The following is a 24,453-nucleotide window of genomic DNA, read 5'->3' on the forward strand; positions in this document are numbered from 1 at the left end:
ACTTATGCCCACCCTTCTTCGAGAAGGGCGCGGGTTTCGAGTACAGCTACATCCCAGATAGCCTGCATCTCGTCGTCCGGGCGCTCGTAGTAGCCGCCGAAGTTGCCGTCGCCGAGCATCTTGCGTACACCGGCCGGATCAAGCACACGCATCTTGGCGAGGTCGACCATCGGCTTGCGCTCGCTTGGCTGGGTTATGCCCGCCAGTCGGGTCCAGGCGAAATTCTCCATCCAGGAGGCATGTGATGCGACCGTATCGATCTCCACGACCTTGGCATAGGTCTTCGGCGCGTTCCACCAGTTGTGGAACTTGACCTGGATGCCCGGATTGTCGGCCATCCATTCGATCGCGACATTGCCTGCCGTCGAGTTGCCGCCATGACCGTTGCAAAGCATGATGCGCTTGAACCCCTGACGGGCCATGCCGTCGAGAATGTCGCGGATCAAGCTGATGTAGGTTGCATTGCGCAGGCTGATCGAGCCCGGATAGTCGAGGAAATAGGGGGTCACACCATACGGCTGAACCGGGAATACCGGAATTCCGAGCGGCTCGGCCGCGTCAAGAGCAACCTTTTCCGAGAGAATGGAATCGACGGAAAGGGAAAGCCCAGCATGCTGCTCGGTGCTGCCGAGCGGCAGGACGCAGCGATCATCGCGCTTCAGGTAGACGTCAACCTGAAACCAGTTCATCTCAGATATTTTCATGGGGTATCCCTCTCTTGGGCAGCATCGTCACCGCGCTGCGCACTTTGGCCAATGGTTGCATTGATTTGATGGACGAACGGCAAGACCAGCCGTTCGATGTCGCCGGGATCCGGGGCATGGCGGTATTCAAGAGTGCGCATGCTGGGTGGCACCTGGTCTCGGACCCGCTCGGCGCCGGTCGAAAAAACGACGACGTCAGCGCCCTTCAGGGCGTCGGCAAGGGCCGGATCGTCGAGAACTGCGGAATTCACATGCTCCACGTGGGCCGCGAAACGCTGCACGCCAGATTTCAGAATCGGCAAGAAGTCGGGAAAGAGCGAAACGACCAAAACACGCGCTAGCGGATCAAGCGAAGCCAACGACAGGCGAGTCGTTTCCGATGGAATAAAGCGGATGGACACGACTTTCGTTGTCGGAAGCAATTCGGCGACTTCGCGATGCGTATTGGTGAAGGTGAGCGCCAGATCGGCGGACGCCGCGCGATGCAGAATAGTTTCATCCGACTTGATGTCGTCGATGATCATTGGCTCCACGGTGACGCCGTTGCCAAGCCGAGCTGCAACAACCTTTGCGTAACTTGCGGTGGCCTCTGTGAACAAGCCGATCATGACCACGCTGACCTGATTGCCCAGACTGATGCGGTAGTTGAGGCGCGCATTGATCATGGCCGCGATATCCGATGGTCGCATGCCAAGTTCGATGACCCGGTCGACAAGGTCATCGATCTGCCGATGCAGGGAAAGCACTGCGGGTTGGGCAGCCATCCGAGCTTGCGAGCTATCCGCCACGAACGTACCGGCTCCAGGCCTGGTTTCAATGAGCCCGTCTTCCTTGAGGCCACGATAGACGAGACTGACAGTCATCGGCGCGACGTTGAAGGATTGGGCGAGCTCACGCACCGACGGCAGCGCCTGCCCGACCTGCAGCTCGCCGCAGGCAATGCCATATTCGATCATGCCCTTGATTTGCGCCCGTAGCGAAACCTGCAGATCGCGATCGATGCGAAAGTCCATAGCTCACCTCACTGTACTTAACGACTATCACGCTTTTCAGGGGCGGCGCAACCCGGCATATCGCGCCGACCTCAGGGATAATTACGATAATGCCAGCATCCACAGGCGCTTTCGCGTATTCTACAATAACCGTTGACAGCAGTTCGAACCCGTGAAACGCTATAACCAACTAGAACACTTAATGGAGAACAGCGATTATGAAAGCTTTTGCATTAGCAGCACTGGCGGCTTCCCTCATGCTCGGCGCCAGCCACTCCGCCATGGCGGTGGAGCGCGGCGGCACCTTGACGTATGGTCGCTACGCCGACAGCCTGTTCCTTGAGCCGGTGCTCAATGACGGCAATTTCGATATTTGGATCCTCACCAATCTCTATGATACCCTCATTCTTCCGACGAAGGACGGCCAGGGTCTTGAGCCCGGCCTTGCAACGGACTGGAAAGTCGCGGACGACGGACTGAGCGTCGCGCTGACACTGCGCAAGGGTGCCAAATTCGCTGACGGTTCGCCGATTACGGTCGAGGATGTGAAGTGGTCGCTTGAGCGCGCCGCGACACCGGATCGTGGCGTCTGGAATTTCACGCTCGGTGCTCTTGATCATGTCGAAACGCAGGGCGACGACAAGATCATCCTCAAGCTCAAGCATACCGACCCGGCCATCCTGACCGCGCTCACCGTTTTCAACAGCGGCGTCATGCCGAAAAAGCTGTTCGAAGCAGCTCCCGGCAACACCGACGAGGAGAAGGCCAAGGCATTTGCCGAGCATCCGATCGGCTCGGGTCCGTTCATGGTCCAGTCCTGGCAGAAGAATTCCGACATGAAGCTGGTCCGTAACCCTTACTACTGGGCTATGGGCGAAGATGGAAAGCCCCTGCCCTACCTCGACGGCATCGACTTCCAGATCGTTCCGGACGATGCAACGCGTATTTTGAAGCTGCAGTCGGGTGAATTGCAGGGCGCGGAGTTCATTCCCTACGCCCGTGTGGCCGAGCTCAAGAAGTCCGACAAGGTCAACATGGAGCTCTTCCCATCCACGCGCATCGAGTTCGTGACCTTGAACGTGCGACCGCAGATCGACGGCAAGGACAATCCGTTGGCCAACGAAAAGGTGCGTCAGGCGCTAAGCTACGCAACCAACAAGCAAGCGATTATTCAGATCGTGACGCACGGCGTGGGCTCCCAGATGACGTCGTTCATGTCGAGCGCAACGCCGCTCCACACCGGAGACAAGCCGCTCTATCCCTACGATCTGGCCAAGGCAAAGCAGCTGCTCGCTGACGCCGGGTTCCCGAACGGCTTCGAAGCGAGCTTGCTGGTGCTCGCCGGCAACCAGGACGAGGTAGGCATTGCCACCGCGCTGCAGCAGATGTGGTCGCAGGTCGGCGTGAAGCTCACGCTGCAGCAGGTCGACAACGCCACGCGCGCCGACCTCTATCGCAAGGGTACCTTCCCGATGCGTCTGAGCGCCTGGACCGACGATATCGCCGATCCGAGCGAAATCGCCTCCTATTTTGCCTACTCGCCAACCATCCAGGCGCTCCACAGCGGTTGGAAGAATGACGAGGTCGACAACCTCTTCAAGCAGACGCAGTCCGAGACGGATCCGGCCAAGCGCAAGGAGCAGTACGCCAAGATCCAAGAGGTGTTCAACGCGACCGGTCCGACCGTACCCCTCTATGAGACGCCCTATCCCGTCGCACTCGGCAAGAACGTCCACGATTTCGTCCAAATCCCGCTCGGCAACAACGTGTTCCGTGCGACCTGGCTGAGCAAATAGTGTCATCGCGCGCGCCCAGGTCATAGACCATGGGCGCGCGTCATCTGTCTTGTTTTCTTGCCGTGGAGTCCGCAACCATGACGCTGCTCTCCTATGTCGGTCGGCGATTGTTACAGCTCATCCCGACATTGCTCATCATCCTGGTTGTGGTGTTCACGCTGGTGCATCTACTCCCGGGCGATCCCGCAAGCGCCATGCTTGGCGATCGCGCGCTGGATTCCGATGTGGCGCGCATCAACCGGGAACTTGGCCTCGACCGCCCGCTTCCGGTGCAGTTCCTCTATTTCGTGCGAGAGGTTGCGAGGGGCGATCTGGGCAATTCCATTGCCAACAAGGTGCCCGTCATCGACCTGATCGTGCAGCGCATGCCAGTCACGCTATTACTCACTGCGATGGCCGCCTGCATCTCACTGCTGCTCGCCGTGCCGCTCGCCTTTGTCGCGGCGCTGCGCCACGACACCGCAACCGACGCCGTCATCCGCGGCGCCTTCCAGGTGGGCCTGTCGACACCTGTGTTTTATCTCGGTCTTCTACTCCTCACGCTATTTGGGGCCACCTTTCGCCTGTTTCCCATCGGCGGCTATGGCGATGGTTTCTTTGACCACGTCTATCACCTCTTCCTGCCGGCCTTGACCTTGGCCCTTAGTATGTCCGCAGTGCTGATGCGCAATCTGCGTGCGGCTATCATCGGCGTGCTCGGTGCCGAGTATGTCGACTTCGCCCGCGCGAAGGGGCTGAAGGCGCGGGTGATCCTGATCCGCCATGTGCTACGCAATGCGCTGATCTCGACGGTGACGCTCTTCGGTCTGTCGATAGGCACGCTGCTCGGCGGTGCGGTCGTTACCGAGACTGTCTTCGCCGTTCCCGGCGCGGGACGACTGATGATCGACAGCATCTTCGGCCGCGACTATCCGGTTGTGCAGGGCATGACGCTCATGCTTGCCATCCTGGTGTCGCTGACCTTCCTGCTCACTGACATCGTCCAGGCAGCGCTGGACCCGAGGATTTCGCGATGAGCCTCGCCGCCACGTCCACACCGCTCCGCATCCGGCGCATGAAGCTGCCAGCGACGCTCCTTGTCGGCAGCGCCATTCTGCTGGTCAGCCTCTTTTTTGGCCTTTTCCCGCAACTCGTCTCGCCCTTCGACCCGAACGCCTTCGATTACAATGCGCTTCTCGCTCCGCCGAGCGCGGAGCACCTGATGGGAACGGACAGCTTCGGCAGAGATATGCTGTCGCGGGTCATCGCTGCCTATGGACTTAATCTGCAGATCGCCATCTTCGCGACGCTGCCTGCCATTGTTATCGGTGTGCTGGTCGGCGCGCTCGTTGGCTATGCCGGCGGCATAACGGAGGTGATCTTCGGCCGCGTCGTCGATGCAGTGGTTACCTTCCCGTTCATGGTGCTGGTGATCGCCATCGTCGCCGTGCTTGGCCCCGGCCTGGTCAATATGTATATCGCCGTCGGGGCAGTAAACTGGGTGTTCTACGCCCGCTTGGTTTCGGCCGAGGTGAAGGTGCAGAAGCGGCTCGACTATGCCGATGCCGGCCGCGTCATGGGTTACCATCCCCTACGCATTATCTTCCGCCACCTGCTGCCCAATTCCATAACCCCCGCGATTGTCTACTGGATGACCGACATGGCATTGGCGATCCTGCTCGGGTCGAGCCTCGGCTATCTAGGTCTCGGCGCTCAGCCGCCAGCCTCGGAATGGGGTGTGTTGATCGCCGATGGCAAGAATTTCATAGACACAGCGTGGTGGATCTCCGTGTTCCCAGGCATCGCCATCGTCATCACCGGCCTGGGCTTCTCCCTGCTCGGCGACGGTCTTGCTGAACTCCTGAGGACCCGCAAATGAACGCTGGAACCGCAACAGCGCCACAAGCCGCGCTCTCCGTCAGAGACCTGACCACAACCTTCGTCACCGCGAAGGGTCGCGTCACCGCCGTCGATCATGTCAGCTTCGACGTCATGTCGGGCGAAGTCCTTGGTCTCGTCGGCGAATCCGGCTCGGGAAAAAGTGTGACACTGCGCTCCATCATGCGGCTCGTGCATGCGCCGGGCTCCGTCGCTGGCCAAGTGATTTGGCGTGGGCGCAACCTCGTTGCGCTTCCCGACCGGGACATGCGCCAGATCCGCGGTGGCGAGATCGGAATGATCTTCCAGGAACCGATGACCGCGCTCAATCCGGTCCTGTCTGTGGGTGTGCAGATCGATGAAAATCTGAAAACGCACACTCCGCTCGACCGCGCTGCGCGCCGTCGTCGCGCCGTCGAGCTGATGGAGCTGGTCGGCATTCCCGAAGCGCGTCGTCGCCTCGACGACTATCCGCATCAGTTCTCGGGGGGCATGCGCCAGCGCGCCATGATCGCGATCAGTCTCGCAAGCAATCCCAAGCTGCTGCTCGCCGACGAGCCCACCACCGCCCTCGACGTGACCATTCAAGACCAGATCCTGCGCCTCATCCTTGAGCTTAAAGACGAACTCGGCATGTCGGTCGTCTTCGTCACGCACGATCTCGGCGTCGTGGCGTCGATCTGTGACCGCATGGCGGTGATGTATGCCGGCCGTATTGTCGAAGCCGGTCCGGTGGGCGCGGTATTTGGCGAGCCCCATCACGCCTATACGCGCGGCCTACTGGGTTCGGTGCCGCATGCCGGCGCGGAGCGTACCATGCTGCTTTCCATCGAAGGGACGCCGCCGAGCCTCGCGGCCATTCCACCCGGCTGTGCCTTCAATCCGCGTTGTACCTTTGCCACTGATGTCTGTCGCGAGTTCATCCCCGCCGTCAGCGCGATCGGATCGGCACGCCTTGTTGCCTGCCATCATCATGATCGCGTCGCTGCGGCCGGAGGGCTACTGGCATGAGCACGAAATCGAACGACGTCCTGATCCGAGCCGACGAGGTCACCAAACGCTTTCCGCTACCGCAGTCCCTCTCAAGCCGCTTGCGGGGCCAGCCTGGGCCGGCCGTGCATGCGCTGAACGGTGTGAGCTTCGAGCTGCGTCGCGGTGAGACACTTGGCATCGTCGGCGAGTCGGGATGTGGCAAGTCGACATTGGCTCGCGCACTGGTACGTCTGCTGACCTGCGATGAGGGCAAGATACTGTTTGCTGGCAGTGATGTTGCGACCTTCAACGGAGCCGCGAGGCGCGATTTCAATCGTCGCGTCCAGATGATCTTCCAGGATCCCTATTCCTCGCTCAACCCGCGCATGACCGTGAGCCAGGTGCTGAGCGAGGCACTCAGCGTCCATAAGATGCGGCCCAAATCCGAAATCGGCGCGCGGATCGCGGAACTGCTCGATCTCGTGCGGCTTCCTGACGATGCGGCCGACCGCTACCCGCACGAATTCTCCGGCGGGCAGCGCCAACGCATCGGCATTGCGCGGGCGCTCGCCGTCGAGCCCGAGGTGCTCGTCGCCGACGAACTGGTTTCGGCGCTTGATGTTTCGGTGCAGGCGCAGGTCGTGAACCTGCTCCTCCAACTTCAGGAAAAGCTTCACCTGACCGTCGTCTTCGTCGCACATGACCTGCGCCTGGTTCGGCACATCTCGCACCGGGTCGCAGTCATGTATCTCGGCCGCATCGTCGAAATCGGACCGACGGAGGCGCTGTTTTCGGCACCGCGCATGCCCTACACCAAGGCACTGCTCGACGCCGCGCCGGATCTGAAGCCCGGACAGCGGACCGCCCGCGTCGTGGCGCAGGGCGAATTGCCGAGCCCGATCAACCCGCCCAAGGGCTGCCCTTTCAATACGCGCTGTCCGCTCGCGTTCGACCGCTGTTTTGCCGAGCGGCCGCAGCTTCGAGCCTGCGGACCGGATCATCAGACCGCCTGCCACCTCACCGAGTTCGGCTTGCCGGACGCGAGCCAAACCCTGTGCGAAGACAAAGCAAATTCATGACATATGCCCTTTTCCAGACCCGTATGGCGCAAGTAAACGACCTGCTCAGCGTCCTCAACCTTCTCGCCTGGGATGCCCGCACCCAGATGCCGCCCGGCGGCATCGTCACCCGTGGCAATCAGGTAGCGACGCTGACGTCGCTTGCCCGCGACCTCGCGACCGGCGAGGACATGAAGGCGGCGATCGCTTCGGCGCGCGAGGAGGTCGAGCGCAGCGGCGACGCCACCGCGCGGCGGGCCCTTCAGCAGGCCGAGCTGGAGATCGGCACGCTGTCACGCATCCCGGCCAAGATCGTCGCCGAGATGGCGGAGCTCAAGACGCTCGCCCATTCCGCCTGGGTCGATGCCCGCGCCCGCAACGATTTTACCGCCTATGCGCCGATCCTTGAGCGCATGTTCGCCATGCAGCGCGAGATCGCCGAGGCGATCGGCTACGAGGAACATCCTTACGACGCAATGCTCGGGCTCTATGAACCGGGCATGACGCTGAAGCAGTTGCACGGCGTGCTGGAGCCGCTGAAAGCGGCGCTGGTCCCGCTGATCGACAAGGCGACCTCAGCGCCGCGGCCACGCATGGATTTTCTCTCCCGCTCCTTCCCGGTCGCCGCTCAGAAGGCGTTCGGCATGAAGATGGCGGAGAAGTTCGGCTACGACCTGCAGCGCGGCCGGCTGGACGATACCGTGCATCCCTTCGAAATCTCCTTCACCCGCAACGACGTGCGCATCACCAGCCGCTTCCGCGAGACCTGGCTTCCGGGCGGCATGTTCGCCCTTTGGCACGAGGCCGGGCACGGCATGTACGAGCAGGGTGCCGCACCTGAAATCACCCGCACGATCTTCGCGACCGACGTCGTCAATCTTTATGCGGTCGCAGGCGCGAGCTTCGGCATGCACGAGTCGCAATCGCGCCTTTGGGAAAACCGCGTCGGCCGCTCGCGGCGCTTCTGGGAGCTGCATTTCGGCGAACTGCGCGATGCCTTCCCCGAGCAGCTCTCCGACGTGACGCCGGAGATGTTCTGGCAGTCGGTCAACACGGTACGGCCGGATTTCATCCGGGTCGAGGCCGATGAATTGACCTACGACCTGCACATCATCCTGCGCACGGAAATCGAATCCGCGATGATGGCCGGCGAGGCCAAGGTTGCGGATTTGCCGGCCATGTGGAACGAGCGGATGAAGCGTTATCTCGGGCGCGACGTGCCAACGGATACGCTGGGCGTGCTGCAGGACGTGCACTGGTCGCACGGCTATGTCGGCAGCTTCCCGACCTACACGGTCGGTAACATCATGGGCGCGCAGTTCTTCGATGCCGCCGTGACGCAGCAGGACATCGCGACCGGCCTCGATCAGGGCGACTATGCGCCGCTCAAGAACTGGCTGACGGAAAATATCTACCGCCACGGCCGCGCTTCGTCGCCAGCCGAAACGCTCGAACGCGTTATCGGCGGTCCGCTCGACATCGCGCCTTATGTGCGACAGCTCACCGAAAAGGTCGCGGCGCTGACCGCCTAACTGGAGAGAACGCACGTGGCCGGACCAGCGATTGCAATCCACGGTGGATGCGGCGTCATGCCGATAAGTGGTCTTTCTGAGGCCGACTGGGAGGCTGCCCGTCAAGACCTTGCCGCTGCGCTTCGGGCAGGCTGGCAGGTTCTCAAGGGAGGGGGTACCGCGTTTGACGCCGTCGAAGCGGCTGTCGTCGTCATGGAGGACTCGCGGCATTTCAACGCCGGACATGGCGCGGCGCTGAACGCAGCGGGCGAACATGAACTCGACGCTTCGATCATGCGCGGCGACGACCTTGCGGCGGGAGCGGTTACGTTGGTGCAGCATGTGCGCAATCCAATCAGAGCGGCGCGCGCGTTACTCGAAGCCGGCGGCGCCGTGATGCTCGCAGGCGCGGCTGCAGACGCGTTCGCCAAGGCCGCTGGCCTGGAGATGGTCGACCAGAGCTATTTCACGACCGAGCGGCGTGTGCAGGCACTGGCCTCCCTCCAGCAACGCGCCCGCGAAGGCACCAGCCGCACGGCAAGCGAAGCGGAAAAGCACGGCACGGTCGGCGCGGTCGCACTCGACGTTAACGGGCATCTCGCGGCGGCCACGTCCACGGGCGGCTACAACAACAAGCCCGTGGGGCGGATCGGCGACAGCCCGATCATCGGCGCCGGCACGTATGCGCGCGACGGCGTTTGCGCCGTGTCCGGCACCGGGGCGGGAGAGTTCTTCATCCGCCATGCGGTCGGCCACGAGATCGCGAGCCGGGTCGCCTATCTGAATGAGAAGATTGCTGGAGCCGCCCGGCACGTGGTTCTTACCGATCTCGCCCGACATGGCATCGGCGCCGGTGTCGTTGCCATCGATGCGGCTGGCAACGTTACCGCGCCTTTCAACACTGAAGGCATGTTCCGGGGGTGGATTACACCCGACGGCCACCTTAGCGTCGGCACCCATGCCGATATCACCTCCCTTCCGCTCTGAGGTTCTTCCCATGGTCATCGTCACGGCCGATATCTACGACACCTACCATGCGCAACTCAGGGTCTGCGAACTGCAGTTCCGTTCCTTCGGTCAGCATATGTCGTTCTACGGTGAGTGCTCTACGCTGACGACCTTCGAGGATCATACGCCGGTGCTGGTGGCGCTCAGCGAGCAGGGGCGGGGCCGGATTTTGATGGTCGATGGGGGCGGATCGCTGCGCATCGGCGTCATGGGCGACCGGCTGGCCGCGATCGGCGCCGAAAGCGGCTGGGCCGGGCTCGTCATCAACGGCGCGATCCGCGACAGCCTTGGCATCAATGCTCTGCCGCTCGGGGTCAAGGCGCTCGGCACCACGGCCCGCCGCGGCTGGAGCCCCGGACCGTCGCAGCGCGACGTTGCCGTCGCCTTCGGTGGAATGCAATTCAATCCCGGCGACTGGATTTATGCCGACGAGGACTGCGTCCTTGCGAGCGCCACGCCGCTCGACATTGGAAACCTTCACCCCGCTTCACCGACTTCGGAGGAATAAACCTTGAAAGAGCTACCCTCGTTCCGCACCGGCAAACCCCGCGTCGAGCACGGCTATGTCACGCCGATCGACGGCGTCGAACTGCCCTTCACGATCATCGAGGGACGCGAACCGGGTCCCCGCCTGCTGATCACGGCGGGCGTTCACGCTTCGGAATATTGCTCGATCGAGGCGGCCGTGCGCATGCAGACCATGCGGCCGGAGGACATCAAAGGAACACTTGTCGTCATGCCGATCCTGAACGGAACGGGTTTCCGCAAGCGCAGCATTTACATCATGCCCGAGGACGGCAAGAACCTAAACCGCCAGTTTCCCGGCCGCGCCGATGGCACGCTCAGCGAACGGCTCGCGCACTGGCTGACCTTCGAGGTCTACACGAAAATCGATGCCTATCTTGATCTGCATGGCGGCGATCTGGACGAGTCCCTGATGCCATTCACCATCTATCCGCAGGACAGCGAGGCTTCTCGCGCCATGGCGGTTGCCTTCGGGATTCCCATCGCCATCGCTTCTCAGTCGCCGAACCACTCGACCGCGGGTGCCTGGAGCGCGGGCGTACCGAGCATTCTGCCAGAAGTCAGCGGCAACGGTCTCTGGAACGACGATCTCGTTCGCCAGATGACCGATGGCATCGAGCGGGTCATGAAGCATATCGGCATGCTCGATCGGCCGGTTGCGCCTGCGCCTCAGGTAGATCCGGAATTCGTGACAATGTGGGTGCCGACGGCGACTGCGACCGGACTATGGTATTCAGCACATGAAGTAGGCACTGAAGTCTCCGAAGGCCAAATGCTTGGCGAAATCCGAGACGTTTTCGGCAAGTCGCTCGCGACGGTCCGATCGGAAAAGACGGGCAAAATCGTCTATCGCCTTTCCAGCCTCAGCGTGAATGAGGGCGAGGCTTTACTCGGCGTCGGTACTCCACTGGCATTCGCGTAATCCGGACCTGGCCGAACTCGTCAGAGGTAAGGCTGCCCGTGCCATCGGTTTTCGCGGCCTCCCTCATGAAGAGCCAGCCGATCGCCTTCAACAAAGATCAGCGTTTCAATTTCCTGAAGCTGATATTCGTGTCGCTGGTCCTGTTGATCGACGTCCTGCTGACCGGCAGCTGGAGGCAACTATCCTTGGGCAATGGGGCGCCGTTGGTGCTTTCGGGACATATAGGGATCTTCGTTGGCGACACTATTCTCTATAGCGTGCTGAACCGTCTGGGCCCACGACGCACCGGCGTGCTGTTTGCGATGAACGCGCCGATGAGCGCCGTACTTGGGTGGGTTTTTCTGGGTGAGACGATCTCGTTGATCGCTCTGTCCGGCATAGCACTGGTCACCATTGGGGTCATGATTGCCATCCTCTATGGTAAGCGATCTAACCGGCATCACCCTTGGGAAGCCGTCCAAGGGCCGCTGCCGATCGCAATAGGGCTCGGCCTGATCGCAGCCCTTGCGCAAGCCATCGGCTCAATCCTCGCCMGACCCGTTATGCAAGCGGGRTTCGATCCCGCGCTCGGCTCGCTGTTGCGTGTAGGGGCGTCCTCCGTTTGCTTAGCGGTCATTGCGCAGCTTCCGCTCGCCAACAGAATACAYGCACGGCTTACATGGCAAAGCGTGGCAACGACTGCCATATCGGGCCTCCTGTCGATGGCCCTSGGTATGACACTCCTGCTATTCGCTCTGTCCGGTGGCCACGTCGGGATCGTATCGACGATATCCGCCACCACTCCTGTTCTCGTGCTCCCCATGATATGGATGCTCACGCGAGACCTGCCGGCGTTGGGCGCCTGGATCGGCGCGGGAACGGTCCTGCTGGGGATGGCACTCATTTTCGCATAGTAGCGCGCAGCCTGCGGTCGGTCGCGATGGCACGCCGGCGTTCAGCTCCGCCGTACCCGCGACTTGGCGATCTCGACGATGTCATCCCGCGATGCCGTCGCGCCGTGAGTTGGTCGAAACCAATGTCAGGAGATTTGGGTGCGACAGCTGTGTAGGAAGCCAATCTGTTATTTGGTTAGACGAAACGCAGCGGTTGCGCCGGCGATAACGATCAGAACGCGAGCGATATGATGCAGCACAACGAACGGGACCTCGATATGAAGTGCCACAGCCACAAGGCTCATCTCGGCGATGCCGCCCGGTGAATAGGCAAGAACAAGCGCAGCCAACGGAACGTCCGTCGCAGCAGAGATCGAGCACGCAAACAGCATTGTAATGGTGAGCAGAAGAACAGTGGAGCCGACCGACAGGAACATGACCCTGAGGATGGCGGCAGGCGACGCGCTGGCAAAGCGACTACCAATTGATGCGCCTATAACGACCTGCGCAAAGGCGATCGCCGAGGTCGGCAGCACGAAATCGGTGACGGAGAAATAATGCAGGGCCGAGCTTATCGCGAGCGGGCCCGTGAGATAGCGGGCGGGAAAGCGAAGGGCTGCCCCGAGTGCGCAACCGCCGATAACGCAGCCTGCGAACCAGCCGATATCGGTCAATTCGACGGACGCAAATGTCACGAACGCCTTGCTGTCGGTTCCGAGCGAACCGCCGGACAGCAATGAGACGATAAAGGGAATGGAGAAGACCACGAGGAAAATGCGGGCGGAATGGACAAGGGCGATCATCCTCTCGTCGCCGCCGCGTTCCGATCCGAGGATCACCATCTCCACCACGCCACCGGGCATGCCGGCGAAGTAAGCCGTTGCGTGATCAAAACCGGCGATCCGCCGGAAATAGAGATAGGAGGCGCCGCCCGCGACCGCGATGAAGGCGACGAGGCCAAGGAGCGGGACCAGCCATTCCGCCCAATGATCGAACATTCCGGTGTGAAACGAGGCGCCGATCATCGCGCCGATCATTGCCGTCATCGGGGGCCTGGCGAAGGGCGGAACAGACATCGGGGCGCGAAGCAGCGCCGCCAGTCCCGTTGCGAACATCGCGCCCAGCAGCCACGGCAGCGGCAGGCCGAAACGCCACATGGCAAATCCGCCGATCGCGGCAAGCGTAAGCGTCAGGACGAGACGGCCGCTCGATTTCAAGGGCCCGATCAATGATGTCATGACTTGCTGCAGTTCACATCGTTTTCCAGAAGGATGCCGGGGATGTTCGAGGCTAGCTTCCAAACGCCGTGTTTAATTCGTCGATTGCTTCGCACGTCAACAGCGATGATGAAAAAGAGCTTCGTCGTCTCTTCCAGTTCTCGTAGGCATGGACAGCCTCTGCCAATGTTTTTCCTGAAACAATCGGCCCGTAATTCGCAAGCAGCATTGCACGGTGCTCCGTGGCGGCGATGCGCACGGCCCCGGCGAGCTTTCGGTCTCCCGGGCGGCAGTAGGGCAAAAGCGGCAGTTCTCCGACCCGCATGACATGATAGGCGATCAGGGGTGGCAGCACGTTTCCGGGGTCCGCCTGACACAGGCAGGAAACCGCAACGGAATAGGTAGAATGCAGATGAACGATTGCCCCGGCTTGGGGCCTCTCCTGGTATACCGCCAGATGAAAAAAACGCTTCCTTGGACGGTGGGTCTCCAGCCATCATTCCCCCACTTGTTCCGACCGAATGCCACCGAGAACCAGTTCCCTCATCCGGTCGACGGCCGCTTCCGGTGCAGTCAGCACGGGGGCGTCGATAACGGAACGAACCCGATCCGCCGCTCGCGATGTCGAGAAATGCGCAAGCATAACCGCGTGGTGACCGGCCATTTCAGGCGCCCTTTCGGCGATCAGCCGGTTATGTGCGTCGGCATCCCCCTTTCGCAGGAGATCGATCGCCTTGTCGACAACGATCGTATCGAGTGTGGCAGCCGAACCGGTCTCCGCGACAAAAGCATCGAACTCTGCCGTCATCGTCACCACTGCAGGTGCAAACGTCGCCAGCATGCCAATACTGCTCCCCAGCGCGAGTGCTGCGCGAAACATAGCTTCGTTGGGCTTCAGGACCGGAATGGAAAAGGTGGCGATCATGCGGTCGATTGCGGGACCGAAGGCCGAGCAGGTGACGAGAATGCCGTCCGCACCCATGCCGGCGCCATAGCGACCAAAGGTCACGAACCGCTCGATCATTTCCTCGGAGAGGTCATGAGCTTTCGCCCGGTCGACGGTCAGCCCGTCGTCGAGAATATTCACTGTTTCCGCTTCGCTCCAGCGCGCGCTGAAAGCTTTCTGGATCGGCTCCATCGCGACGGGTGTCGCGTGGAGCAGCACGATCCGGGGTCTTGCAGTCATCCTGGCCTCCTGAGACCGTTTTCACCTCCGGGCATTGATGGAGCCGCCCGGCGGGGGGCCGATCGTCACCCGAGAAACGTCTTGTCCTGAAGCCTTCTCAAGCTCCAGAGCATCGAACCCTCGGGCTCCTCCACCATATCGTAGGTGATCAATGTTCCGGCCGGAATATCGACCGTGGCGCGGTTGCCGGTCAATAGATGCGCGCAGGCGAGTTTCCCGGGCGCGACCGGCACTGCGGGCACGATGCGGGCCGTCAGCTGCGGATTGTGGTCATTGCCGAAGGTCTCGCCCGCCGTGATATTGCGTGCGGCGACCTTGATGAGATCAAAACGCGGCAGGTAGTCATCCGAACCGGTGTCGATGTTGAGGAGGCCTGCCATCAGGATCGAGCTCGACGTTTCTACACCGCAGAGATGATAGGGCCGATAGATGACGGCAGCCGTGTCGTCATAGTTAGCGATCTGGCCCTTGGTGGTCAGCACATGGTTCGAATAGGCGTTGTCACAACGGACGACGAGGAAGACACCGCCGCCAAGCCCTGATTCATCAGGTCTCCTGAGGCAGGTCGCGAGGTCGATGACCCCTGCCCTATCGAAAATGCCGCCATGCTTGCGTTCGCAATAGGCAACCGGGATTTCGGTAATGCGCAGGGGCGCATGCACGAGCGTGTCCACGGCAGGCGAAAGACCGGTATAGTTTGCCGCGATGGTGATCTCGCAGAGATCGTAGGCTCCCGGTTGTGGAAGGCCAGCAAGGATCTTGCCCCGGTGGGCGATATACTCGGCCGCTTGTCCTTTCGGGATCGAGCCCAGATATTTGCGATCCTCCGCGGACACTGTGATCGTCGCGACCGAGGGAGCGTGGATCTTCTTGTCGGTCTTGATCGTCACCGTGCCCTGGAGTTCGTCGTAGATGAACTCGCCATCCGTTGCCTTGCCGCCGCTGATGACCGTCAGACCGATCGACTTCGCCCATTCGTACAGCTGGATGAGCAGGCCATGCTGGTCGCCATCAACCGGCGTATAAACGACACCAGCGTCCTTCGCGAGTTTCTTCAGGATCGGGCCGATAGCCACATCGCAATCCTTTGTGATCATCGCAACATGCTTGCCGTTCTCCATCGCCTTCACGGCGTAATTCGCGCTGGCTTCCGGCACGCCAGTGCTCTCGCAGACAATATCGACGGCGGCGATCTCGGCGATCAGCTCGCAGCGGTCGGTATAGACCCGGTTGCCGCGCGCGATCTGGGCGTCCGCATCCACTGCCGTTTCGCAATAGACAGCGATGGCCGGATCGACGCCTGCTTTTTCATAGGCCGCCTTCGCAGCGCTCAATGAAATATCGGCGACGGCGACAACCGACATCAGAGGGGTATGGGGATCCTGCGTGGCAATGGCGGTTCCATAATTTCCCGCACCGATTATGCCGACGTTGACGTGCTTCTTCTTGGCAAATTTCTTGTAGAGATGATGGTAGACCATAATGTCGACTCTCTCGGTAAAATTGAAATTCGGGACGGCCGGGCTGTCATCTGGGCACCCGGCGTGTTTGAAGTCATATTCATTGGCCAAGGAGAGGCCTTCGGCGGCGATCCGGAGATCGCCTGCCGTTCCGGTTTCGAGAAACGGGCGGGTCTGCCCGTCACGGTGAAGACGTCGAGGCTTCAGTTCATGCCTTGGTCTCGGGCTTCTCGTGGCCGGACAGGTCCTCCAAGGCCCGGGCACGTCGATTGAGTATCCAGGGAACCACGAACAGCGCCGCGCTGAGGATGAAGATCACGATCGCGATCGGGCTCTGGAAGAAGACACCGACGTTTCCGTCAGAGGCGACGAGCGTCCGGCGAATACCACGTTCCAGGATCGGCCCGAGGATCATTCCAAGCACGAGCGGTACAGGCGGGTATTCCAGCTTCATCATGAAATATCCGACGACACCGAAACCGATGGCCAGCGCCACTTCGAACATCGAATTGTTGATCGAGTAAATGCCGAAGACGATGATCGCCATCACGGCCGGGAACAGATATCCGGGTTTGACGAATGCGCAGGCGGCCAGAAGCGGCGTGAGCAAGATCGTGATCGCCACCAGCGCGAGGTTGCCAATGTAGAAGCTGCCGAAAATCGTCCAGACAAAATCGGATTGCGTCTGGAACAGCATCGGGCCAGGCTGCAGGCCGATCATCAGCAGGCCGCCCATCAGCACGGCTGTTGTTCCGGAGCCAGGGATGCCGAGTGCGAACATCGGGATCATGGAGCCGTAGGATGCACTGTTGTTTGCCGCCTCCGGTGCCGCCACGCCTTCCAGCGCGCCCTTGCCGAAGAGTTCGGGCGTCCTGGAAAAGCGCTTGGCGAAAGCATAGGAGATCATCGTCGCAGCAGTTGCCCCTGCCCCGGGCAAAACGCCGACAAAGAAGCCGATCAGCGAGCCGGAGATCAATTCACGCCAGCAGCTGAGCGTATCTTTTGCGCGCGGGATGAGTTCGCGGAAACGGAACCGCGCGATATTGCTGTCGTCGCCGGTTTCGAGCGGCGAACCGTACATCTCCGCCAGGCCGAACAGTCCCACGGCCAGGATGGAGAATTCGATGCCATCGAAGAGGCGCACGTCGCTAAAATCGAAACGCGGCAGTCCGACGATGGGGTCGAGACCGATGGTGCCAATCCACAGGCCGAGAAAGAGCGAGACAAAGGCCTTCACCGGGTCCTTGCCTCCGAGAACGCTGACGAGCGAGAGAGCAAAAACCATCAGCGCTGTCATCTCGACGGGGCCGAAGGCGATCGCGGCCCGGGCAATGGTCGTGGCGAAGGCTGTCAATAGCACCAGGCCGATCAAGCCTCCGATGAAGGACGCAGCGACGCTGATGCCGAGTGCTGCCCCAGCTCTGCCCTTTCTTGCCAACTGATAGCCATCCAGCACGGTCATGGTGGCGGAGGCGTCTCCCGGAATGCCAAGCAGGATGGCAGTGACCGCGCCGCCATATTGCGCGCCGTAGTAGACGGCGCCGAGTGCGGCAATCGCCGCCGTTCCATCGAACCCGACCGCAACCGGTAGAAGGATCGCAACCCCTGCGGTCGGGCCCAGCCCCGGCAAAGCGCCGATAAAGAGGCCAAGGATCGAGCCGATCAGGATGGCCAGCAGCATCGAGGGATCGGAGGCCGCGACGAGGCCATTGAACAATAGTCCCCAAGTGTCAAACATGACGTTTTTCCTTCAGTCCGCTCAAAGGAGCGGAACGGCAAGCAGGATGCCGAAAATGAAATAGAGTACGGCCGTCATGCCAATGGAGACGACTGCGAGCACCGCGTAGAAACCAAGCGTACGGCGGCCGAAGATCACGCCGATGGCGAGCATCAGCACGAATGCCGAGACCATCATGCCGATCATGCCTGCGAGCCAGACGAAGACCGCCATGGCTGCGCTGCACAGCAAGACCCTGATCATCTCGGAAGTCTCGATGGTCGCGAGCATCCCCGTTCGCCGGATGCTCGCGACCAGGTTGATGCCTGCGGACAAAGCGAGGCCAAGACCGATCCACAGTGGAAAAAATCCGGCACCAGGGGTATCGGCATCGACATACCCGTAGGATATGCCCTGCCAGGCGATATAGATGCCGAGAACGACGAGCAGCGCCGAGGCGCCTATGTCGAGATTGCGAACTTGAATCATTTTCCATGTCCTCCTGACGACCGACCTCCCCGGTCGGCCGCCATGTCATTTCGCGGATCTGCCACTTCCCTGAGAGGCAGCCCACCATGCTACTTGATGAGCTTCAGCTTGTGCATCATGGTCTCGTAGCGCTTGCTGGTCTCGACCATTTGCGCACCGAATTCGGCGCTGTTCATGTACAGCGGCACCTCGTTGAAACGGTCGATATACTCGGCTTTCCATTCCGGGCTTTCTGCCACCGTCTTCAACACGCCTTGCCAAAATGCGACCGCTTCGGGCGGTGCGCCGCCGGGCATGATGATGCCGCGTAGCTGCGTATGCGTGATGTCGTAGCCGAGCTCCTTGAAGGTCGGCACATCCGGCAGCGAACTCATGCGCTCGGGAGCGGTCACGGCGATCGGACGAATGGTGCCTCCCTTGATCTGTTCCAGGATCTCGTTGGGGTTGCCGAACATCATGTCGAGATGGCCCCCGAGAACGGCTGCCATCACTTCGCCTTCGCCATCATAGGGGACGGCCTTGATTTCCGCTCCCAGCTGCTCGTTCGTCATGCTGGCTAGAAGTGCGGGATCGGAGACCGCACCAACCGTACCGATTGTCAGTCCCTTGGCGACCTTCAGATCCTCGACGGACTTGATCGGCGAGTTTGCCCTGACGGCGAAGATATACGGCGAGCGCGCAATGGCCGCGAGCGGCGTAAAATTCGTGTAGTTGATCGGCATCTTGCCGAGCAACGGTGTCGTGAAAAAGCTCACTCCGACGCCGCCCAGAATATAGGGGCTGCCTGCTTGCCCGTTGATGTAGCTGTAGCCGATCGCGCCAGAACCTCCTGTCCTGTTCTCGACCAGCACGTTGACAGACAGCAGCTTCTTTTCGTCGAGGACCTTCGCCAAAGTGCGCGCGAGGATATCGCTGCCTCCGCCGACACCAGCGGCAACGATGTAATGGATATCCTTCGTCGGATAATCGTCTGCATGGACAGTTGACGTCATCAGAGCGGGCATCGCCATGAACGCCATCCCCATCGCAAATTCGCGACGGTTAATTCTAACCAGTTTCAATCCCATTTTTTCCTCCCATGGGCCCCATAGATATCCGATATCCAGTCGGACACTCGCGAGCATTTGCGACCGGTCAGGCTACCAGCCATAGCCCAATACCTCCCCGCGATACTCCGTGAAAAAAGACTAGCGCGCGCCCTCTGGTAACACAAACCGTAAAATCCTAATGATTGGTCAGCTTTCGCAACCAATAGGATTCGCCATGGATGTCATCGGTAATGTGAATATGAAGCTGCTACAGACCTTTCTTGTGGTCGCCGAGCACGCAAGTTTTCGTCTTGCTGCAGAGATTCTGCACCGGTCGCATTCATCGGTGAGCGCACAGATCATGCAGCTTGAAGCGCAACTGGACATCTTGCTGTTCGAGCGAACGACGCGAAGCGTGAAGCTGACGGAAGAGGGTGCATATCTACGCGACAGTGCCAGAAAGGCCCTCTATGAGATTCAGCTTGGATTGCGTCGCATACGCGAGGCGAACGATACCAAGCGGGGTCAGCTGTCCCTCGCCAGCTCACCCAATCTGGCGTCGATCCACTTGCCGCCTGTGTTGACGGAGTTCGTACGGGACTTCCCCGAAATCGCCGTGACTGTGCGCGAATTGACCTCGCTTGATCTTTACGAAGTCGTGCGAAAGAAAGAGGTCGATTTTGCAGTCGGTCCGCAGGACCAGGACGACACGCTGGATTTCACGACCATCATGATCGAGCCGCTGCATGCGCTTGTACCCAACCATTTCCTCGATGGCCCGCGGGACACCATTACGCTCGCCGAGCTCTCTCAATATCCGATGCTGCTTCAAACGACGGCGACGGCCATGCGCAGGCTCGTAGACGGCGCGATGCAACAGAAAGGATTGCAAGTGCCGACGCGATATCAGTTCATCCAGGCGGAAACGATCATCGCCATGGCCGAGGCTGGTCTGGGAGTTGCAATTCAACCGGCGTCCCGATTGACAAAGATCAATCCGGCCAAGGCTAAGATTCTCAAGCTCGTTGAACCGACAATCGAGCGCGCAATGGCCCTCATCACCTTACGCAATCAAAAACTCTCCCCGGCTGCGCAGCGCCTTGCAGATAAAATCGTCCGGGACGTGCGGGCTATGACAGGCTACGGCTGATCGCCAATCGCAATCTATAGGAGAGCGGTTTATCTAGGATAACTCCGTACTTTCCGCACATCCTGTCGCAATCCCCTAATGACCGATAATGTTAGCGGGACCGGCCATGACTATCAAAGCTGAGCGACTGTGGGGGCTGCCGGCTGCCCCTCTTCTTCCAGGAGGAGCTGTTCCGTCAGCGCGCGATCGGTATGTTCCCAGCGGTATGCACCGATAGGCGAGTTCGCCGTGTCCTGAAGATCCAATGTGGAGAGCCCGGCTTTCAAGGCGAAAGTGGCACTTGCAGCATTGAGGGGTGAGCAGACCCTTTTGGAACTGTCGCAGCAGTTCGACGTGCACGCCAATCAGATCAAGCAGTGGAAGGACCAGCTCATTGAGGGGGCGACGGGTGTTTTCGGAGACGAAGTCAAAGCGGAACCGCCAGGTCCAAACGTCGATATGACAATGCATGCCAAGATCGGAGAGCTGACGCTGGAGATCGATTTTTTATCCGGTGCTCTGCAAGCCGGGCTGCTAAGCGGAAAGAAATGATCGTAAACCGGCCCCTCAAACCAGCGCCCCTCGGAAAACCGCGTGTCCACGTGAATATTCGGGAGCACGAGGCTCTCGAACCGCTCTTGATGAACTTTGGACCAGTTTGTCAGCTTTTACCCCCTCCCGTCTTGCTGCTCGCCTCAGAGCCGCTTCATCCATCCAAGACCGGCAACCGTTTCCCCCGCCGGCCGATATTCGCAACCGACATAGCCGCGGTAGCCGAGCTCATCGAGCGCTGCGAAAATCCTGAAATCGTTGAGTTCGCCGGTTCCTGGCTCGTTGCGCTTCGGCACGGAAGCGATCTGCACATGCCCGATGAGAGGCATTGCCTGCTCAAGGCCGAGAAGCACATCGCCGTGGATGACCTGCCGGTGATAAATATCGAACTGCAGCTTGACGTTCTCGTGGTTCAAATCGGTGATGACGCTTATTGCACGATTGAAATCGTTGAGGAAGTAACCTGGCATGTCGCGACTGTTGATCGGCTCTATCACAAGGCCGATGCCATCTTGCGCCGTCGCATCGGCAGCATAGCCGAGCGCGTCGCGGTATGTGGCGATTGCAGCCAGATTGTTCACATCCGCGATCCCGGCCATCATGTGCAGGAGCGGTGATCGGATGATCTTGGCGTACTCCAGCGCCTTGCGCACCGCATGGCGGAACTCGTCGCGGCGCTCCGGCAAGGCCGCCAGGCCCCGCTCGCCCGCCGCCCAATCACCGGGCGGCATGTTGAACAGAGCCTGCTTCAATCCGGCTGCTTCGAGCTTTTCGGCAACAACATCAGCGGGATAATCATAAGGGAAGAGATACTCGACCGCCTCGAAACCGGCATCGGCTGCGGCCTGGAAGCGGTCGAGAAAATCATGCTCGTTGAACATCATCGTCAGGTTTGCTGCGAAACGTGGCATCTCAGTTGTCTCCGTCCATGCCGGGCAATTGTAGGCCGGCAATCGATGCGAGCAGGCGGGCCACGGATGAATCGTCATCACGGCCCATGCCGGCCGCCTCGGTCATTACAAAGAGCTGCAAGGCGGCACTGGCGATCGGGAGCGGAAACTTCTGCTTGCGGCCGATGTCGGACACGATGCCGAGATCCTTGGTGAAGATCGACACGGCGCTATGCGGCGTGTAGTCGCCTGCCACGACATGTGGAATGCGGTTCTCGAACATCCAGCTGTTGCCCGCCGATTTTGTGATGACGTCGAAAACCCGCGAGATATCGAGGCCGAGGCTCTTGGCAAAGGTGATGGCTTCGCAGGCCACCGCAATGTGGACGCCAGCCAACAACTGATTGACGATCTTGAACGAAGAGCCGACACCGACATCGTCGCCCAGTTCGTAGACCGTTGCCGCCATGGCATCGAGTGCTGTTCTTGCAGCGGCAAAGCTCTCAGGCGAACCGGATGCCATCACCGTCAACTGCCCGGCTTCGGCCTTGACCGAGCCGCCGCTGATCGGTGCGTCGAGATAGAGCAATCCCTTCTCCGCCGCTCTAGCGGCAAAGTCCTTCGCCTCGGTTGGAGCGATGGTCGCCGATGAGATGATCACCGACCCGGGCGCTAATGCCGCCACGGCGCCACCGGCACCAAAGAGCACCGTTTCCGTCTGTGCTGCATTGACGACGACAACGAGCGCGATAGTGGCGCCCTTGGCGGCCTCGGCTGGTGTCGAGAATGCCTTGCCGCCGGCGTCTGTCAGGCTCTTCAGTGCGGTTTCTCTGATGTCGCAACCGGAAACCGTGTGGCCGACGCGCAGCAGCGAGCGGGCCATGCCGAGCCCCATCGAGCCCAATCCGATGATGGCAATGTGAGTGGATCCGGCCATTAGCGATTGGTCCTTTCGAATCTGCGTATCAGCAACATGGAGAGTATGATCAGACCAAAGATGATCTGCCTGAAGGCTTCCGGCATTTGCAAGACCGAAAGAATGGAAGCCAAAAGCGTGATGAAGAGTGCACCGGCGACCGTTCCTGCATAACTGCCGCGAACACCGTGGATCGACGTGCCGCCGATAACCACGGCTGTGAGCACCGGCAGCATATAGGCGTCGCCCATACCCTGATAGGCCTGGTTGGCGTAACCGGCCAGAAGGATCGCGCCGATCGCGGCAAAGACGCCGGCGGCAACGAATTTCGGGGTTGTCACCAGCCGGATTTGTTGTCGGGTGCCGGCGAAGAGCACTCCGGCCGGATTAAGTATCCTGTGCATGCGCTGACAGGGCAGTCAATGCGCACAGTGACGCCGCCAGATGATGGCTCCCTGATCATTCCTCACGGTGTTTTCCTCCCGAAAACCTTAAAAGCAGCTCCCAAAAGCACTATCTCAGCGCTAACATAAATATTGTAATCACATCCTCTAGCAATCTTCAATCGAATTATGTTAGCGCTGAGATAACCAAAATGACGAATGAAGAACACCAGGTGGGAGGGAGGCCGGAGTGACGCAATATGAAGTGCCGACCCTGACGCATGTGGCAAGGCTTGCCGGTGTCAGCGAAAACACGGTGTCGCGTGTCGTCCGCAACAAGGGCGCGATTGCCGACGAAACCCGCAGCCGCGTGGTCAAGGCCATCGACACGCTTGGCTATGTTCCCAACCGGGCGGCAGGATCGCTTGCCTCTTCCGCCTCACTGCTGATTGGCGTCCTCTTGCCGTCGCTCTCCAACATCGTTTTTCCCGAAGTGCTGCAGGGTATCCACGCGGCACTGGCGAAGACCGCCTTCCAGCCGATGGTTGGCGTCACCAATTATGATGCGGACAAGGAACAGGACATCCTGTCATCCCTGCTGGCATGGCAACCAGCCGCGATCATCACCACCGGCTTCGACCACACCGACGCGACACGGCGGATGCTGAACAACAGCCGCGTGCGTGTCGCAGAGCTGATGGATATCGACGCCGAGCCGATCGACGTGGCCGTGGGACTTTCGCATCGCCAGGCCGGGTATGCTGCGGGACAGCACCTGATTGCTCGTGGTTACCGCCACTTCGGCTATGTCGGCCACGACTGGACTGCCGACCGCCGTGCCCGGCTGCGCTATGAAGGCTTGTGCCTTGCCTTGTCGGACACCGGGTTGGCGCTGGAGGCAGAGGAGCGGTTCGACGGACCAAGCTCGACCATGGCCGGGCGCGATACACTTGCCGCACTGCTGGTCCGCAAACCGGATGTCGATGCGGTGGTTTTTTCCAACGACGACATGGCTGTCGGCGGCTTTTTCCAGTGCCTGACGGCCGGGATCGTGGTGCGCGAGCAACTGGCACTGTTCGGTTTCAACGGGCTGGATATCGGCCAGGTGCTGCCAATGCCGCTTTCCACCGTGCGATCGAACCGTTTCCTGATCGGCAAGACGGCGGTCGAAAAGCTGCTGGAAAGCTCGGTTCGACCCGGTGAACGGGTGATCGTCGATACAGGCTACGACATCATCGAGGGCGCAACGGCCTGAGAACCTTTATATTT

The 24,453-nt window shown here is 60.5% G+C and carries 23 protein-coding genes and 2 pseudogenes; 13 read left to right on the forward strand and 12 right to left on the reverse strand.

Annotated features, from left to right (window positions below; genetic code table 11):
- Positions 1 to 2 precede the first annotated feature (2 nt).
- Positions 3 to 704, reverse strand: a complete 702-nt coding sequence (locus AC1D2R_RS27380) for a creatininase family protein (RefSeq protein ID WP_477972328.1) — start codon at positions 702 to 704, stop codon at positions 3 to 5.
- On the reverse strand, positions 701 to 1,717 hold the full coding sequence (locus AC1D2R_RS27385) for a GntR family transcriptional regulator (protein WP_477972330.1): 1,017 nt from the start codon (positions 1,715 to 1,717) through the stop codon (positions 701 to 703). Before AC1D2R_RS27385 ends, AC1D2R_RS27380 begins: the two co-directional genes overlap by 4 nt.
- A 197-nt stretch (positions 1,718 to 1,914) precedes the next feature.
- On the opposite strand from AC1D2R_RS27385, the gene AC1D2R_RS27390 reads away from it, so the two are divergent.
- The 10 genes from AC1D2R_RS27390 (at position 1,915) to AC1D2R_RS27435 (ending at position 12,238) form a co-directional block, all read left to right on the forward strand.
- The gene (locus AC1D2R_RS27390; RefSeq protein ID WP_477972332.1) at positions 1,915 to 3,492 is read left to right on the forward strand and encodes an ABC transporter substrate-binding protein; all 1,578 of its coding nucleotides are present in this window, start codon (positions 1,915 to 1,917) and stop codon (positions 3,490 to 3,492) included.
- A 77-nt stretch (positions 3,493 to 3,569) separates the two neighbouring features.
- Positions 3,570 to 4,508, forward strand: a complete 939-nt coding sequence (locus AC1D2R_RS27395; protein WP_477972334.1) for an ABC transporter permease — start codon at positions 3,570 to 3,572, stop codon at positions 4,506 to 4,508.
- Entirely contained in the window at positions 4,505 to 5,350 is an 846-nt protein-coding gene (locus tag AC1D2R_RS27400) for an ABC transporter permease (protein ID WP_477972336.1), read from the forward strand. The genes AC1D2R_RS27395 and AC1D2R_RS27400 overlap by 4 nt, the downstream gene beginning before the upstream one ends.
- Positions 5,347 to 6,360, forward strand: coding sequence for an ABC transporter ATP-binding protein (locus AC1D2R_RS27405; RefSeq protein ID WP_477972338.1), 1,014 nt, complete (start codon positions 5,347 to 5,349; stop codon positions 6,358 to 6,360). Before AC1D2R_RS27400 ends, AC1D2R_RS27405 begins: the two co-directional genes overlap by 4 nt.
- On the forward strand, positions 6,357 to 7,400 hold the full coding sequence (locus tag AC1D2R_RS27410; protein ID WP_477972340.1) for an ABC transporter ATP-binding protein: 1,044 nt from the start codon (positions 6,357 to 6,359) through the stop codon (positions 7,398 to 7,400). The genes AC1D2R_RS27405 and AC1D2R_RS27410 overlap by 4 nt, the downstream gene beginning before the upstream one ends.
- A gap of 23 nt (positions 7,401 to 7,423) precedes the next feature.
- Entirely contained in the window at positions 7,424 to 8,911 is a 1,488-nt protein-coding gene (locus AC1D2R_RS27415) for a carboxypeptidase M32 (RefSeq protein WP_477972410.1), read from the forward strand.
- A 15-nt stretch (positions 8,912 to 8,926) separates the two neighbouring features.
- Positions 8,927 to 9,877 carry an isoaspartyl peptidase/L-asparaginase family protein gene (locus tag AC1D2R_RS27420; RefSeq protein WP_477972342.1) on the forward strand — a complete coding sequence of 317 codons (951 nt, stop codon included), beginning with the start codon at positions 8,927 to 8,929 and terminating at the stop codon, positions 9,875 to 9,877.
- Between the two features lie 10 nt (positions 9,878 to 9,887).
- A complete protein-coding gene (rraA, locus tag AC1D2R_RS27425) occupies positions 9,888 to 10,406 on the forward strand; it encodes a ribonuclease E activity regulator RraA (RefSeq protein WP_477972344.1) in 519 nt (172 codons plus the stop codon).
- Between the two features lie 3 nt (positions 10,407 to 10,409).
- Positions 10,410 to 11,345 carry a succinylglutamate desuccinylase/aspartoacylase family protein gene (locus AC1D2R_RS27430; protein ID WP_477972346.1) on the forward strand — a complete coding sequence of 312 codons (936 nt, stop codon included), beginning with the start codon at positions 10,410 to 10,412 and terminating at the stop codon, positions 11,343 to 11,345.
- Positions 11,346 to 11,410: 65 nt separating this feature from the next.
- A complete protein-coding gene (locus tag AC1D2R_RS27435) occupies positions 11,411 to 12,238 on the forward strand; it encodes a DMT family transporter (RefSeq protein ID WP_477972412.1) in 828 nt (275 codons plus the stop codon).
- Positions 12,239 to 12,405: 167 nt separating this feature from the next.
- On the opposite strand, the gene AC1D2R_RS27440 is transcribed toward AC1D2R_RS27435, so the two are convergent.
- The 7 genes from AC1D2R_RS27440 to AC1D2R_RS27470 all read right to left on the reverse strand — a co-directional run bounded on the left by AC1D2R_RS27440 (position 12,406) and on the right by AC1D2R_RS27470 (position 19,353).
- On the reverse strand, positions 12,406 to 13,455 hold the full coding sequence (locus AC1D2R_RS27440) for an AbrB family transcriptional regulator (RefSeq protein ID WP_477972348.1): 1,050 nt from the start codon (positions 13,453 to 13,455) through the stop codon (positions 12,406 to 12,408).
- Positions 13,456 to 13,507: 52 nt separating this feature from the next.
- On the reverse strand, positions 13,508 to 13,927 hold the full coding sequence (locus tag AC1D2R_RS27445; RefSeq protein WP_477972414.1) for a class II aldolase/adducin family protein: 420 nt from the start codon (positions 13,925 to 13,927) through the stop codon (positions 13,508 to 13,510).
- Between the two features lie 3 nt (positions 13,928 to 13,930).
- Positions 13,931 to 14,620 carry an aspartate/glutamate racemase family protein gene (locus AC1D2R_RS27450; protein ID WP_477972350.1) on the reverse strand — a complete coding sequence of 230 codons (690 nt, stop codon included), beginning with the start codon at positions 14,618 to 14,620 and terminating at the stop codon, positions 13,931 to 13,933.
- A gap of 65 nt (positions 14,621 to 14,685) precedes the next feature.
- Positions 14,686 to 16,101, reverse strand: a complete 1,416-nt coding sequence (locus AC1D2R_RS27455) for an NAD(P)H-dependent oxidoreductase (protein WP_477972351.1) — start codon at positions 16,099 to 16,101, stop codon at positions 14,686 to 14,688.
- A gap of 187 nt (positions 16,102 to 16,288) precedes the next feature.
- Positions 16,289 to 17,818: a tripartite tricarboxylate transporter permease gene (locus tag AC1D2R_RS27460; RefSeq protein WP_477972352.1), complete on the reverse strand. Its 1,530-nt coding sequence runs from the start codon at positions 17,816 to 17,818 to the stop codon at positions 16,289 to 16,291.
- Between the two features lie 21 nt (positions 17,819 to 17,839).
- Positions 17,840 to 18,286: a tripartite tricarboxylate transporter TctB family protein gene (locus AC1D2R_RS27465; RefSeq protein WP_477972354.1), complete on the reverse strand. Its 447-nt coding sequence runs from the start codon at positions 18,284 to 18,286 to the stop codon at positions 17,840 to 17,842.
- An 89-nt stretch (positions 18,287 to 18,375) separates the two neighbouring features.
- Positions 18,376 to 19,353, reverse strand: coding sequence for a Bug family tripartite tricarboxylate transporter substrate binding protein (locus tag AC1D2R_RS27470; RefSeq protein WP_477972356.1), 978 nt, complete (start codon positions 19,351 to 19,353; stop codon positions 18,376 to 18,378).
- 160 nt (positions 19,354 to 19,513) lie between these two features.
- Here AC1D2R_RS27470 and AC1D2R_RS27475 point away from each other — a divergent pair, with 160 nt between their 5' ends.
- Positions 19,514 to 20,464 carry a LysR family transcriptional regulator gene (locus tag AC1D2R_RS27475; RefSeq protein ID WP_477972358.1) on the forward strand — a complete coding sequence of 317 codons (951 nt, stop codon included), beginning with the start codon at positions 19,514 to 19,516 and terminating at the stop codon, positions 20,462 to 20,464.
- Between the two features lie 246 nt (positions 20,465 to 20,710).
- Positions 20,711 to 20,950, forward strand: a pseudogene (locus AC1D2R_RS27480) (transposase); the annotation flags it as partial.
- Between the two features lie 188 nt (positions 20,951 to 21,138).
- Here the strand turns inward: AC1D2R_RS27480 and otnI are convergent.
- The 3 genes and pseudogenes from otnI to AC1D2R_RS27495 all read right to left on the reverse strand — a co-directional run.
- Positions 21,139 to 21,906, reverse strand: coding sequence for a 2-oxo-tetronate isomerase (gene otnI / locus AC1D2R_RS27485; RefSeq protein ID WP_477972360.1), 768 nt, complete (start codon positions 21,904 to 21,906; stop codon positions 21,139 to 21,141).
- A 1-nt stretch (position 21,907) separates the two neighbouring features.
- Positions 21,908 to 22,822 (reverse strand): L-threonate dehydrogenase, encoded by a 915-nt coding sequence (gene ltnD, locus AC1D2R_RS27490; RefSeq protein WP_477972362.1) that lies wholly within the window; start codon positions 22,820 to 22,822, stop codon positions 21,908 to 21,910.
- Positions 22,822 to 23,148 (reverse strand): annotated as a pseudogene (locus tag AC1D2R_RS27495) (ABC transporter permease); the annotation flags it as partial. The gene ltnD and the pseudogene AC1D2R_RS27495, both read right to left, overlap by 1 nt.
- Positions 23,149 to 23,434: 286 nt before the next feature.
- On the opposite strand from AC1D2R_RS27495, the gene AC1D2R_RS27500 reads away from it, so the two are divergent.
- The gene (locus AC1D2R_RS27500) at positions 23,435 to 24,439 is read left to right on the forward strand and encodes a LacI family DNA-binding transcriptional regulator (RefSeq protein ID WP_477972364.1); all 1,005 of its coding nucleotides are present in this window, start codon (positions 23,435 to 23,437) and stop codon (positions 24,437 to 24,439) included.
- Positions 24,440 to 24,453 lie beyond the last annotated feature (14 nt).

The sequence above is a fragment of the Rhizobium sp. P1_C7 genome (genome assembly GCF_056406295.1).